10 protein-coding genes are annotated in these 14,455 nt (G+C 67.9%); 8 read left to right on the top strand and 2 right to left on the bottom strand.

Annotation, left to right across the window (positions count from 1 at the left end; genetic code table 11):
* Nucleotides 1-69: 69 nt before the first annotated feature.
* The 8 genes from BMY69_RS15085 to BMY69_RS15050 all read left to right on the top strand — a co-directional run bounded on the left by BMY69_RS15085 (nt 70) and on the right by BMY69_RS15050 (nt 11,033).
* Nucleotides 70-750, top strand: coding sequence for a response regulator transcription factor (locus BMY69_RS15085; RefSeq protein WP_090057494.1), 681 nt, complete (start codon nt 70-72; stop codon nt 748-750).
* Nucleotides 728-2,101, top strand: a complete 1,374-nt coding sequence (locus BMY69_RS15080) for a sensor histidine kinase (protein ID WP_090057492.1) — start codon at nt 728-730, stop codon at nt 2,099-2,101. The genes BMY69_RS15085 and BMY69_RS15080 overlap by 23 nt, the downstream gene beginning before the upstream one ends.
* Before the next feature lie 93 nt (nt 2,102-2,194).
* Nucleotides 2,195-5,398, top strand: a complete 3,204-nt coding sequence (locus BMY69_RS15075; RefSeq protein WP_090057490.1) for an efflux RND transporter permease subunit — start codon at nt 2,195-2,197, stop codon at nt 5,396-5,398.
* The gene (locus BMY69_RS15070; protein WP_090179738.1) at nt 5,388-6,560 is read left to right on the top strand and encodes an efflux RND transporter periplasmic adaptor subunit; all 1,173 of its coding nucleotides are present in this window, start codon (nt 5,388-5,390) and stop codon (nt 6,558-6,560) included. The genes BMY69_RS15075 and BMY69_RS15070 overlap by 11 nt, the downstream gene beginning before the upstream one ends.
* Entirely contained in the window at nt 6,547-7,962 is a 1,416-nt protein-coding gene (locus BMY69_RS15065; protein WP_090057485.1) for an efflux transporter outer membrane subunit, read from the top strand. The genes BMY69_RS15070 and BMY69_RS15065 overlap by 14 nt, the downstream gene beginning before the upstream one ends.
* A 180-nt stretch (nt 7,963-8,142) precedes the next feature.
* Nucleotides 8,143-8,682 (top strand): hypothetical protein, encoded by a 540-nt coding sequence (locus tag BMY69_RS19405; RefSeq protein WP_143070489.1) that lies wholly within the window; start codon nt 8,143-8,145, stop codon nt 8,680-8,682.
* 175 nt (nt 8,683-8,857) lie between these two features.
* Nucleotides 8,858-9,613, top strand: coding sequence for a hypothetical protein (locus BMY69_RS19400; RefSeq protein ID WP_143070488.1), 756 nt, complete (start codon nt 8,858-8,860; stop codon nt 9,611-9,613).
* 22 nt (nt 9,614-9,635) lie between these two features.
* Nucleotides 9,636-11,033, top strand: a complete 1,398-nt coding sequence (locus BMY69_RS15050) for a coniferyl aldehyde dehydrogenase (protein ID WP_090179729.1) — start codon at nt 9,636-9,638, stop codon at nt 11,031-11,033.
* Nucleotides 11,034-11,089: 56 nt separating this feature from the next.
* On the opposite strand, the gene tal is transcribed toward BMY69_RS15050, so the two are convergent.
* Entirely contained in the window at nt 11,090-12,067 is a 978-nt protein-coding gene (gene tal, locus BMY69_RS15045; RefSeq protein WP_090179727.1) for a transaldolase, read from the bottom strand.
* 130 nt (nt 12,068-12,197) lie between these two features.
* Nucleotides 12,198-14,369 carry a primosomal protein N' gene (locus BMY69_RS15040; RefSeq protein ID WP_090179724.1) on the bottom strand — a complete coding sequence of 724 codons (2,172 nt, stop codon included), beginning with the start codon at nt 14,367-14,369 and terminating at the stop codon, nt 12,198-12,200.
* Nucleotides 14,370-14,455 lie beyond the last annotated feature (86 nt).

Raw genomic sequence — 14,455 nt, 5'->3', positions numbered from 1 at the left:
AACATCCGGACGGCCCCGTGCTTCGCGCGGGGCCGTTTTCCGTTGGTTCCGAAGGTGGAGTGCAGCCGGATGCCCAGGGCGCTGGTCATCGAAGACGACGAAGTGACCGCCCGCGACATCGTCGCGGAGCTCGGTGCGCATGGTCTCACCGCCGAGTGGGTCGCGAACGGCCGCGACGGCCTCCAGCGCGCGCTCGCGGACGGCTTCGACATCATCACACTCGACCGCATGCTGCCCGGCATGGACGGCATCGATGTCGTGTCCGAGCTGCGCGAGCGCGCGGTGGACACGCCGGTGCTGATGATCAGCGCGCTGTCCGACGTGGACGAGCGCGTGCGCGGCCTGCGCGCCGGCGGCGACGACTACCTCACCAAGCCGTTCGCGCCCGACGAACTGGCCGCGCGCGCCGAGGTGCTGCTGCGCCGTCGTCGTCCGGCCGCGAACGAAACACGCCTGCGCGTCGCCGACCTCGAGCTCGACCTCGTGCGCCACGACGCCGTGCGCAACGGCCAGCCCCTGACGCTGCTGCCCACCGAGTTCCGCCTGCTCGAATTCCTGATGCGCAACGCGGGCCAGGTGGTGACGCGGCAGATGATCTTCGAGCACGTCTGGGGTTTTCATTTCGATCCGGGTACCAACGTGATCGACGTCCACATCGGCCGCCTCCGTCGCAAGATCGACGGGGCCGGCCAGTCGCCGCTCATCCGCACGGTGCGCGGCTCGGGGTATGTCCTTGCGCCCGCTGACTGACGCCTGGCGTTCCGCCACCTCGCGCCTGATCATCATCTATGGCGCGCTGTTCGCCATCTGGTGCGTGATGCTGCTGGGTGTCGTGCAGTGGGAGGCGTCGCGCTACCTGAGCAACGTCGTCGACCAGATGCTCGTCGCCCGCATCCATTATCTGGAGAACACCGATACGCACCGGCTGCCGGCCACGGTGGAAGCGGCGAGCGAGATCGACATCCAGGGTTACATGTGGGTCGGCCTGTTCGACGCGCAAGGCAGGCGCGTGGCCGGCAACATCGCGTCGGTGCCGAAGCAGCTCACGGAAGACGGCGTCGTGCAGTCGGTCAACGCGACGCTCGACAGCCCCGGGCGCAAGCTCGACGGCGCGCGCGCACGTGCCATCACCCGCGTGCTTCCCGGCGGCGAGCGCCTCGTCGTCGCGAAGGAGAGCACCACGATCGACAGCCTCGGCGCCATCATCCGTCGTGGCGCGCTCTGGGGCCTGACGCTCACGCTGATTCCCGGCCTCCTCGGCGGCGTGCTCATCGCACGTGGCCCGGCGCGTCGCATCCGCGCGATCCAGCAGGCGATGGAGCCGATCCGCGAGGGCGACCTCAGCGTGCGCCTGCCGGTCAGTCGCAGTGGCGACGAGGTGGATCTGCTCGCTGCCACGGTCAACACGACGCTGACGGAGATCGAGCGCCTGCTCGGCGAGGTCAAAGGCGTGACGGACAACATCGCCCACGACCTGCGCACGCCGCTGACACGCATGCGGACGCGACTCTACCGCCTGCAGCAGCAGTTCGAGGGCAGGCCCGAGGGCGAACAGCTCGAAGCGTGCGTGGCCGAGATCGACACGGTGCTCGGCCGCTTCCGCGCGCTGCTGCGCGTTTCCGAGCTCGAAGACCGCCAGCGCAGCGCCTGCTTCGCTTCGATGGACCTTGGCGCCGTGCTGCAGAACGTGCATGAGTTCTACGCCCCGCTCGCGGAGGATCGCGGGCAGTCCTTCGAACTGACGGTGGGCAAGCTTCCGCCGCTGCGCGGCGATCCGCAGCTGATGTTCGAGGCCTTCGCCAACCTGGTCGGCAACGCGATCAAGTTCACGCCGAACGGCGGCGCGGTGCGGCTCGTCGCGTCCACCGATGCGAATGGCGGCGCGCGCGTCGACATAGCCGACACCGGCCCCGGCATCCCGCCCGACGAACGCGAAGCGGTGTTCCGCCGGTTCTACCGGGCCGACGAGACCCGCGCCAAGCCCGGCTGCGGCCTGGGACTCGCGATCGTCAGCGCCATCGTGCGCCTGCACGGCTACTCCATGTCGGTCGGCGGCGACGAGCGCGGCGCGGTGTTCTCGGTGAGCTGCCCGGCCGCCTGATCGCGGCCTTCTAAATAAATCTTAACTACGCCGGAAAAGCGCAGGGGCGCAGAATTCGCCGCGACGCAACATCGCGCTCGGAATCCGTCCCCCATGATTGGCATCGTCCGGATCGCTCTCACGCGGCCGTATACCTTCGTCGTTCTCGCCCTGCTGATCCTGATCGTGGGACCGCTGGCGGCGCTGCGCACGCCGACGGACATCTTCCCCGACATCAAGATTCCCGTGATCGCGGTGGTCTGGCAGTACACGGGCCTCCCGGCCGACCAGATGGCCGGTCGTGTGTCGTCGCCGTTCGAGCGCGTGCTCACGACCACGGTGAACGACGTCGAGCACATCGAGGCGAACTCGATCCAGGGCTTCGGCATCGTCAAGATCTTCTTCCAGCCCACGGTGGACATCCGCACGGCGAACGCGCAGGTGACGGCGGTGGCGCAGACGCTGCTGCGCCAGTTGCCGCAGGGAACGACGCCGCCGCTGATCCTCAACTACAGCGCGTCGACGGTGCCGATCATCCAGCTGGCGCTGTCGGGCCAGGGCCTTACCGAGCAGAACCTCGCCGACCTCGGCCAGAACATCATCCGCCCGCAGCTGGTCTCCGTGCCGGGCGCGGCGATCCCTTATCCGTATGGCGGCAAGACCCGCCAGGTGCAGATCGACATCGATCCGCCGGCCCTGCAGGCGCGCGGTCTTTCCGCGCAGGACGTCGCCAACGCGCTCGCGGCGCAGAACCTCATCACGCCCGTCGGCACGCAGAAGATCGGGCGCTACGAATACACGCTGCAGCTGAACAACTCGCCCTCGGACATCGACGAGCTCGGCAACCTGCCGATCAAGGTGGTCAACGGCGCGACCGTGTACATCCGCGACGTCGCCCACGTTCGCGACGGCTCGCCGCCGCAGACCAACATCGTGCACGTCGACGGCGACCGCTCGGTGCTGATGACGGTGCTGAAGAACGGCTCGGCGTCGACGCTGGCGATCATCAAGGGCATCAAGGACCGCGCGGCCGCCATGAAGGACGCGCTGCCGCCGAACCTCAAGATCGCCCCGATCGGCGACCAGTCGCTGTTCGTCAGCGGCGCCATCGAAGGCGTGGCACGCGAGGGCGTGATCGCCGCCGCGCTGACGAGCCTGATGATCCTGCTGTTCCTCGGCAGCTGGCGCTCCACGATCATCATCGCGACGTCGATTCCGCTGGCGATCCTCGGCTCCATCGCCGCGCTGTCCGCGATCGGCGAGACGATGAACATCATGACGCTCGGCGGCCTCGCGCTCGCGGTGGGCATCCTCGTCGACGACGCCACGGTGACCATCGAGAACATTAACTGGCACCTGGAGCAGGGCAAGGACGTCGAGACGGCGATCCTGGACGGCGCCGCGCAGATCGTGACGCCGGCCTTCGTGTCGCTGCTGTGCATCTGCATCGTGTTCGTGCCGATGTTCTTCCTCGAAGGCGTCGCGCGCTTCCTCTTCGTGCCGATGGCCGAGGCCGTGATGTTCGCGATGATCGCGTCCTTCATCCTCTCGCGCACGCTCGTGCCGACGATGTCCAAGTACCTGCTCAAGCCGCACACGCACAACGATCCGCATGGCGAGCACGGCGCGCCGTCGCGCAATCCGCTGGTCCGCTTCCAGCGCGGGTTCGAGAAGCGCTTCGAGAAGATGCGCGCCGGCTATCACGTGCTGCTCGAGACGGCGCTGAACCACCGCAAGGTGTTCACCATCGGCTTCATGGCCTTCGTGCTGCTCTCGTTCCTGCTGGTGCCGATGCTCGGCCGCAACTTCTTCCCGTCGGTGGACTCGGGCCAGATCCTGATGCACGTCCGCGCGCCGATCGGCACCCGCGTGGAGGAGAGCGCCCGCCTGTTCGCCGAAGTCACCGACGCCGTCCGCAAGATCATTCCGAAGGACGAGCTCGGCACCGTCGTGGACAACATCGGCCTGTCGACCTCGGGCATCAACACCACGTACAACAACACCGGCACCATCGGCTCGTGGGACGGCGACATCCAGATCGCGCTCAACGAAGACCATGCGCCGACCGCCGACTACGTGCGCGAGCTGCGCGAGAAGCTGCCGCGCCAGTTCCCAGGCGCCACCTTCTCCTTCCCGCCCGCGGACATCATCAGCCAGATCCTGAACTTCGGCTCGCCCGCGCCGATCGACCTGCAGATCCGCGGTCCGAACATCGGCGCCAATTTCGCCTACGCGAACACGCTCCTGCGCGACATTCGCCGCGTGCCGGGCGTCGCCGACGCGCGCATCCAGCAGTCGCAGGCGAATCCCGGCTTCAACGTGGACGTCGACCGCAGCCGTGCGCAGCAGGTGGGCATCACCGAGCGCGACGTCACCACGAGCCTCGGCGTCAATCTCGCCGGTTCGAGCCAGGTGGCGCCGACGTTCTGGCTCAACCCGCAGAACGGCGTGTCGTACCCGATCGTGATGCAGACCCCGCAGTACAGCCTCGACAGCCTGCCCGATCTGGAAAACGTGCCCATCTCGCCGAGCTCCGGCACGGCCGGCTCGCAGATCCTCGGTGGCCTGGCGACGGTGAGCCGCACGACGACCAACGCCGTGGTCAGCCAGTACAACATCAACTCGATGGTCGAGATCTTCGCGACCACGCAGGATCGCGATCTCGGCGCCGTGGCCGCGGACATCCAGAAGATCCTCGACGCGCACAAGAAGGAACTGCCCAAGGCGTCGAGCATCGCGCTGCTCGGTCAGGTGCAGACGATGAACAATGCGTTCTCGGGCCTGATCTTCGGCCTGCTCGGCGCGATCGTGCTGATCTACCTGCTGATCGTCGTGAACTTCCAGTCGTGGAGCGATCCGTTCGTGATCGTTACCGCGCTGCCCGCCGCGATCGCCGGCATCGTGTGGATCCTGTTCGCCACGCACACGACGCTGTCGGTGCCGGCGCTCACCGGCGCGATCATGTGCATGGGCGTCGCGACGGCGAACTCGATCCTCGTGGTCAGCTTCTGCCGCGAGAAGCTCGCCGAGCACGGCGACGCCGTGCAGGCGGCCCTCGAGGGCGGTTTCGTCCGCTTCCGCCCGGTCCTGATGACCGCGCTGGCCATGATCATCGGCATGGCGCCGATGGCCCTCGGCCTGGGCGAAGGTGGCGAGCAGAACGCGCCCCTCGGCCGCGCGGTGATCGGCGGCCTCATCTTCGCGACGACGGCGACGCTGTTCTTCGTCCCCATCGTCTTCAGCATCATCCACGGCCGCCGCGGCCACCCGTCCCCCACCCCGGCGAACGCTTCCGGAGAGCCTGTCCATGTCGCCTGAAACCCTGCACACCCCGCCGCCGCGCCGCCTGCGCCTGGCCGGCATCATCGCCGCGATCGTCGTGCTCGCCATCGTGGTCGCGGGTGTCGCCACGCGCGCCAACGACTCGCGTCGCCTGCGCGAATGGACGAACGACCAGGCGGTGCCGACGGTCAGCGTCGTCAAGCCGGATGGCGGGCAGGGCGACGGCGACCTCCAGTTGCCGGGTCGTCTCCAGGCCTACGCTCGCGCGCCCATCTTCGCGCGCACGAGCGGTTACCTGAAGTACTGGAAGGCCGACATAGGCCAGAAGGTGAAGGCCGGCGATCTGCTCGCCGAAATCGAAACGCCCGACCTCGACCAGCAGCTGCTGCAGGCGAAAGCCGATCTCGCCAGCGCGCGCGCCAACGAAGCGCTCGCATCGACCACCGCGAAACGCTGGCAGGCGATGCGCGACTCCGATTCGGTATCCAAGCAGGAAGTCGACGAGAAGACCGGCGACTACGACGCCAAGCACGCGCTGGCCCAGGCCGCGCAGGCCAACCTCGAGCGCATCCAGGCGCTCAAGGGCTTCGCGAAGCTCGTCGCACCGTTCGACGGCGTGGTCACGGCGCGCGAGACGGACGTCGGCGCGCTGATCAACGCCGGCGGCGGCGGCCAGGAGCTCTTCGTGGTCTCCGACGTGCGCAAGCTGCGCATGTACGTCAACGTGCCGCAGAACTACGCGCCGTCGATCCGACAGGGCGCCACGGTCAAGCTCGCCGTTCCGGAGTATCCGGGTAAGAGCTTCACCGGCACCGTCGAGTCGACGTCGTCCGCGATCAACGCGGCGTCCGGCACGACGCTCGTGCAGGTCTCGGTGGATAACGCCGACGGCAAGCTCCTGCCGGGTGGCTACGCGAGCGTGACGTTCGATCTGCCCAGCGACGGCGCACTGCTGCGCGTCCCGGCCAGCGCGCTCGTCTTCGACGAAAAGGGCCTGCGCGTCGCCGTGGTCGACGCGCAGAACAAGGTGAAGTTCAAGGACGTCACGATCACGCGCGACTTCGGGAAGACGGTGCAGCTGGGCTCGGGCATCGCCGCCGGGGACCGCCTGATCGAGAGCCCGCCGGACGGCTTGGCCGACGGCGACACCGTGCGCATCGCCGCACCGAAGGCGGAAGGCGACCATGCCAAGGCTTGATTCCGGCATCGCCGCCCTCCTGATCTCCGTCGGGCTCTCGGCCTGCTCGCTCGCGCCGACGTACAAGGCGCCCGAGGTGCCGGTGACGGACCAGTACGCGAACGCGACGACGCCGTGGACAGAGGCCAGGCCTGCCGATCACCTCGACCGCGACGGCTGGTGGAAGCTCTACGGCGACGCGCGCCTCGACGACCTGCAGACGCGTCTCGTCGCGAACAACGCGACGCTGGCCGCGGCGCTGGCCCATTACCAGCAGTCCGAAGCGTTCACGAAGCAGGTCCGCGCCGGGTTGTATCCGCAGGTCGGGCTGAACGCGAACGCGACGCGCAACAGGGAATCCGACACGCGACCGCTGCGCGGCGCGACGTCGCCGACGTACTACGACTCGTACACCATCGGTGCGCAGCTGGATTACGAGGTCGACCTGTGGGGCAGGGTGCGCGACACCGTCGCCGCCGGCACCGCCGAACAGGCGGCATCCGCGGCGGACCTCGCCTCCGCCCGCCTCAGCCTGCAGGCGCAGCTGGCCGACAGCTACCTGCAGCTCAACGGCTTCGATCGGCAGATCAAGGTCCTCAACGAAAGCATCGACGCGTTCACGCGCGCGTTGCAGCTGACGCAGTCGCGGCACGAGGGCGGCATCGCTTCCGGCCTCGACGTCGCGCGTGCGCAGACGCAGCTGTCCAACGCGAAGTCGCAGCTCACGCAGGCGCAGGCGCAGCGCGCGCTCGTGCTGCACGCCATCGCGGTGCTGGTCGGCGATTCCGCGTCACGCTTCGAGCTCGCGACGAACGATGCGAAGGTCGAGGTGCCGACCCTTCCGGTCGACGTGCCGTCGACCCTCCTGCAGCGCCGTCCGGACATCGCCGCCGCCGAGCGCCGCACCGCCGCGGCGAACGCGCGCATCGGCATCGCCCGCTCCGCGTTCTTCCCGCAGCTCACGCTCGACGGGCAGGGCGGCTGGCAGAGCTCGCAGTGGGGCAACATCGCGACGGCGCCGAACCGCTTCTGGGCGATCGGCCCGAGTCTGTTGCTCAACGTCTTCGACGGTGGCCGTCGCAAGGCGGGCGTCGAAGCCGCGAAGGCGGCGACCGACGAAGCCGGCGCGCAGTATCGTGCCGTGGTGCTCAACGCGTTCGCGCAGGTGGAAGACAACCTCACGCTGCTGCGCGATCTCGGCACGGCGCTCACCGACCAGCGCGCCGCCGCCGACGCGGCGCAGCGCTCCGTCGATCTGTCGCTCGACCGCTATCGCCAGGGCGCCGTGGGTTATCTCGACGTGGTGCAGGCGCAGACGGCCGCGCTCGACGCGCGACGCAGCGTGATCGACCTCGAAACGCGCCAGCTCCGCGCGAGCGTCCAGCTGATCCGCGCGCTGGGTGGCGGCTGGAACAACACCTGATCGCGCGACGATTCCGTCAGCGATAGATCGGACTGTCTGATCAACCGGTATGCCTTTTCGGCAGCTTTCTTTGTGCCACGTGATCCGCCCGGTAATCTTGGTCGGTCACGCGCATCGGAGCCCGTGACGTGGATGTGCCATGCGGGCAGGTTCCGCTCGATTCGATACATGGATGGTCGTATGAAAGTCAACCGTATTCTGTTCTGTTTTGCATTAAGTGCTACAGCCGCTTCTGCGGCATCGTCTTCGGACGAACGGAAAGCATTGCCCTCCGACCTTCCGGGACCCGAGGTCGTCGAGTATCAGCTCGAGCACGCACGCGCATCGCTTTCGGGTGCGAAGATTAAAAGCCTCGCTGATCTCTACGCCTACGAATCTTCTAATCCCAGCGAGGCAAATCCGCTTACGAAATTATCCGCTTCCGGCAGGCAGCGGTTTATCGAAAGCCTGACGTTCAACGACAGCGGCATCACGGGGTTTTCGATTTCCGACCTTCGTTCCGAGCTTAGCGTTGAACAGATATACGACGTGCTTGCCTTGTTCGGGGTCCAGGATGATATTGGCCTCATCCCGGAGGCACGATCGACGACTTCGAGGGATCGGGCTATCCAGCAAGGTTCGGTTCGCCTTCCGATGGATTATCGCAACTACAAGTGCGCAAGCCGTGCTAGCTGCCGTCGTGAATTCGATCACATATGCACAAGCAATTGCTTTGAGTAGAACCAAGCCTGGTCGACGGATGCGATGCATCCGTCCGACCATCCTGAGCATTCTTCTCGCGCTGCCCGTGATCTGCCCGGCTGGAAACGGCGTGCTCGGGAGCCGGGACGTGGCGGAGCTCCTTGACATCGGGCGGAACTCATATGGCGTCCCTTCGAAGGAGCGTGCTCGCCGGATGGAGCAACGCTATCGGCGGATGGTTTCGCCGTCGATCGGCCTGGAAGTCGAATCGCTGGCGACCGATGACGTCCGGCTGCTTCTTCGAGTGCTGGCGATGATCGCGTTCTATGATCCGGAGGTCGACATCGCCGACGACATGACGCGGATACTCGGCGATCTGGATCGACGCGGAGCGACGCGCGATGAAGATCGCATGCGATACATTGAATTTCTTGTCGCCGCGCGACGTCTGGAAGATGCTCGCCGTTACGAAAACGACCATAAGACAAGTCGACGTCCGCGGATTCCGTCCCTTGACGAGCAGGTGGCGCGTGCCATGAGTGCGCGTGGCGCGCTCGTCCTCGATGCGGATGGAACGTCGCTAGTGCCGGCCGTGGTAGGCGCTCGGGACATCGAGGTCGTCGTGGTGTCGTCGCCGCTGTGCAGTTTCTCCCGGCATGCGATGGCATCCATCGAGGCCGACCCCGGTCTGCGGGATGTGATGTCACGGCACGGCCGCTGGCTGATGCCGGTCGAAGGGAATCTGCATATCGAGAGCGTTCGGGACTGGAACGCGACGCACCCGCGCATGCCGATGGTCTACGCATATAAGGAGAGCCAGTGGCCGTTCATCGGCTCCTGGGACACCCCGACGTTCTACTTCCTGCGCGGTGGTAGAGTCGTCGCGACGCACACCGGCTGGCGGTCGGACGCCGACATCGCCGTGTTGCGGCGGCACCTGCAGACCCTGGGCGCCTTGTCCGTCGAATAGCCATTTCGGCTATCGTGCGCGCATGCGCACCCTCCTCGACCGCCAGAAGCTCGCCCAGCTCGCCGACGGGTCGCCGTCCGCACAGGTGCGGATCGATCGCCTCGACCGCGCCATCGGACTGCTCGTCGATCACGCGGACGACATCGCCGACGCGCTGAGGGACGACTTCGGGCACCGCTCCGTGCAGGGCTCGCTCGTCACCGATGTCGCGGCGTCGATCGAACCGCTCAAGCATGCGAAACGCCACGTGCGGAGGTGGATGCGCCGCGAGCCGCGCAAGGTGTCGCCGGCCGCGCTGGCACTGCTCGGAGCCCGCGCCTGGATCGACTACCAGCCCAAGGGTGTGGTCGGCATCATGTCCCCGTGGAACTTCCCGTTCAACCTGACGTTCGCGCCGCTCGCCGGCGTGCTCGCGGCGGGCAACCGCGCGATGATCAAGCCATCGGAGTTCACACCACGCTCGTCCGCGCTGATGCAGCGCATGATCGCCACCGCGTTCGACGAGACCGAGCTCGCGGTGGTCACTGGCGACGCCGAGGTCGGCGCCGCGTTCTCGGCGCTTCCTTTCGACCATCTCCTGTTCACCGGCGCGACATCGGTCGCCAGGCACGTCATGCGCGCCGCGGCGGCGAACCTCGTGCCCGTCACCCTCGAACTGGGTGGCAAGTCGCCGGCCATCGTCGGGCGCGACGCCGACCTCACGCTCGCGGCGAAGCGGCTCATGTTCGGCAAGACGCTCAACGCGGGCCAGGTGTGCGTGGCACCGGATTACGCGCTGCTGCCGAGCGATCGCGTGGACGCGTTCGTCGATGCCTGCCGGGATGCGACGCGCGCGATGTTCCCGCGAGTGTCCGGCAATCCCGATTACACGGCGATCGTCAACGACCGTCACCGTGCGCGCTTGCGCGGTTACCTCGACGACGCACGCGCGAAGGGCGCCAAGGTGCTGCCGTTGCACGACGACGTGCCGGAACCGTCGGACGGACGCATGGCGCCCGTCGCGGTGCTGGGTGCGAACGACACGATGGACGTGATGCGCGACGAGATATTCGGCCCGATCCTTCCGGTGCTGCCCTACGACGGCATCGACGAGGCCGTGGCATACGTCAACGCGCGCCCGCGCCCACTGAGCCTCTACTACTTCGGCGACGACGCACGGGAGCAGGCACGCGTGCTAGGCGACATCGTCGCGGGTGGCGTCACCGTCAACGACACGATCATGCATCTGACGATGGACGATCTTCCGTTCGGCGGCGTGGGGCCGTCGGGCATGGGTGCGTATCACGGTGTCGATGGCTTCCGCACGTTCAGCCACGCGCGCCCGGTCTACCGACAGTCGCGCCTCGACGTCACCGCGATGCTGAGGCCGCCGTACGGCAAGACGATCCAGCGGTTGCTGGCGTTCAAGCTCCGGCGGTAGGCAGGCACGAAGAAGGGGCCTTTCGGCCCCTTCCTCGTCGAGCGATGGCGAAGCGCTTACGCGCTGGCCTTCGCCGCGCTCAGCTTCTCGCCCAGCAGCGCTTCGAGCTTGCGCTGGTCGACGGCGAACTTGCGGATGCCTTCGGCCAGCTTGTCGGTGGCCATGGCGTCTTCGTTGTGGCCCCAGCGGAACTTGGCTTCGGTGAGCTTGTCCTTCGGCGGCTCTTCCTTCTTCCCGGTGTCCTTCAGCGCGACGTCGAGCTTGTCGTTGGTCTCGCTCAGCTGCTCGAGCAGTTCCGGCGCGATCGTCAGGCGATCGCACCCGGCGAGGGCCTGGATCTGGCCGATGTTGCGGAAGCTCGCGCCCATCACGATCGTCTTGTAGCCGTGCATCTTGTAGTAGTCGTAGATGCGACGCACCGACTTCACGCCCGGGTCTTCCGCCGGCGCGTAGGTCTTCTTGTCGGTGTTGGCGACATACCAGTCGAAGATGCGGCCGACGAACGGCGAGATCAGGAACGCGCCGGCCTCGGCGCACGCCACCGCCTGCTCGAAGCTGAAGAGCAGCGTCATGTTGCAGTTGATGCCGTCCTTCTGCAGCGTCTCGGCGGCCTTGATGCCTTCCCACGTGGACGCGAGCTTGATCAGGATGCGCTTCGGATCGACACCGACGTCCTTGTACAGGCCGAGCAGGCGCTTGGCCTTGGCGATGGACGCCTCGGTGTCGAACGACAGGCGGGCGTCGACCTCGGTCGAAACGTAGCCCGGCACGATCTTCAGGATCTCGCGGCCGAACAGGACGGCGAGGCGGTCGCCGGCGTCGATCAGCTGCTGCTCGCGGCTGTCGCTCTGTTCGGCGGCCCATGCCACAGCCTCGTCGACGAGATGCGCGTACTCGGCGATGCCGGCGGCCTTGAGCAGCAGCGACGGATTGGTCGTCGCGTCCTGCGGCTGGTACTTCTTCATGGCGGAGAAGTCGCCGGTGTCGGCCACGACGGTGGTGATCTCTTTGAGCTGTTCGAGTTGGCTGGTCACGTTCTTGTTCCGTTACCTGATAAGGGGGCTATTGTCGCGCCGATCGCGGGCCAGATACAGGCATCCGAAGGTATCGGTCGGCCGATCATGACAACGTGAGAGCACGGCGCCCGGGAATCAACCGCGCCGCTCAGTAGAGATCGATCGGATCCACGTCGAGCGACCAGCGGACCTTCCGCGCCGAGGGCAGGCTGGCCAACGCCTGCTGCCACGTCCGCAGGAAGCCGTGGAGCTGCGCGCGCGTGCCGGCCTCCACGAGCAGCTGGCCGCGATGCCGACCCGCGCGCAGGGGCATGGGCGCGGGCATGGGCCCGGCGATCCGCAGCGGTCCCGGGGCGCCGATGGCGACATGGGCTTCGGCCAGGAACGCGTCCACCTCCGCCCGGCCCAGCGCGTCGGCGCGCAGCAGCACCTGATGGGCGTACGGCGGCAGTTCGAGCAGCCGGCGCTCTTCGAGCAGGCCGGCGGCCACCGCGGGATAACCGCCACGGAGCAGGGCGTGCAGCATCGGGTGGTCGGGGTGATGCGTCTGCAGCAGCACGCTGCCCGGCTTGGCCGAGCGCCCCGCGCGTCCAGCGACCTGGACGACGAGCTGGGCCAGGCGTTCGCCGGCGCGGAAGTCGACGCTGTGCAGGCCCTCATCCACGCCGACGATGGCCACGAGGGTCAGGTTGGGCAGGTCATGGCCCTTGGCGAGCATCTGAGTCCCGACCAGGATCGCCGGCTTGTCCTCGCGCAGGCCGTCGAGAATCTCGCCGAAGGCGTCGCGGCGCCGTGTCGTCTCGCGGTCGATGCGGACGACGGCGACACCGGGGAAACGTTCCGTCAGGGCCTCTTCGAGCCGCTCGGTGCCCTGTCCCTGCGGACTGAGGTTGGCCGAGCCGCAGGCCGGGCAGGCCGCCGGCACGTGCATCGTGTTGTCGCAGTGGTGGCAGACCAGCCGTCGGCGGCCGGCGTGCAGCGTCATGGGACGTTCGCAGCGCGGGCAGTCGGCGTGCCATCCGCAGTCGTGGCAGAGCAGCACCGGCGCGTAGCCGCGCCGGTTGCGGAAGACCAGCGCCTGCTCGCCCCGTTCGATGCAGGCGGCCACGGCGTGCACCAGCGTGGGCGAGAGGCCGTGGTCGAGGCGTTGGGCGCGCATGTCCACGATCTGCACGCGCGTGGGCTGCGACGCACCGGGGCGCGCCTTCAGCACCACACGCCGGTAGCGGCCCGCCTCGACGTTGCCCAGCGTCTCGAGCGACGGCGTCGCGGAGCCGAGCACGACGGGCACGCCGAGCGACCTGGCCCGGACCACCGCGAGATCGCGGGCGTGGTAACGGAAGCCTTCCTGTTGCTTGTAGGAAGGGTCGTGTTCCTCGTCGACGATGATGAGACCCGCGTGGGGCAAGGGCGTGAACACCGCCGACCGCGTGCCGAGCACGACGCGGGCGCTGCCGTTGCGCGCGCGCAGCCACGCGCGGGCGCGCTCGCCCTCGGCGAGATTGGAATGCAGCACCTCGACCGCGACGCCCAGACGGTCGCGCAGGCGACGCACGGTCTGCGGGGCGAGGCCGATCTCGGGCACCAGCAGCAGGGTTTGCCTGCCCTCCGCCAGGGCCCGCTCGATCAGCGCGAGGTACACCTCGGTCTTGCCGCTGCCGGTCACGCCATCCAGCAGCCAGGGCTGGAAGCCGTCGAAGACCTCGCCGATGGCCGCCACGGCCGCCGTCTGCTCGTCGCTCAGCGCCGGACCCGGGGCGGCACCGCCGGGCGGCGGCGCGTCCTCGACCTCCCGTTTTTCGACGAGACCGGCTTCCAGCAGCCGGCGCGCGGCCGCGCGCCAGTCGGGCAGGGCGACGCCGAGATCGTCGGCGGCGCGTGGCCCGTCCTGGAGCGCCGCCAGCAAGGCGGCCGAGCCGCCCTTCCGGCTGCCCGCCGCCAGGGCAGCGCGGCCCTGCTGCGTGAGTGCCCACACCTCGATGCCCGTGGGCGGCAGCGCACGCGGCTCGCGCAGCGCGCGGGGCAACGCGTTGGCCACCGCCTCGCCCGGGGCGCCCGCCCAGTAGTCGGCGGCCCAGGCGAGCGTGGCGAGCAGCTCTGCGTCCAGCAGCGGATAGGGGTCCAGGACCTCGATGGCCTGTTTCAGGCGCTTCGATCCGACCGCCGCCTCGGCCGCTGGATCGACCACGACGCCGACCATCTCCCCCTTGCCGAACGGAACCCGCACGCGCGACCCCGCGCGCGCTTCGCCGACCGCCGGGGGCAGGTAGTCGAAGAGCGTGGGGAGGGGTACGGGAAGGGCGACGCGGAGGGTGAGCATGCGAGGCCTAGTTTAATGGCATATGCCGATTTCGCTGGTCAATGATTGACCAGCGGCACATGGGTTTGCCTCTCAATGGCATCCCC

This window comes from Luteibacter sp. UNC138MFCol5.1 (assembly GCF_900110505.1).
Lineage (GTDB): Bacteria > Pseudomonadota > Gammaproteobacteria > Xanthomonadales > Rhodanobacteraceae > Luteibacter.
The sequence above is the reverse complement of the archived record's forward strand: the minus strand, read 5'-3'. Positions and strand labels throughout refer to the sequence as shown.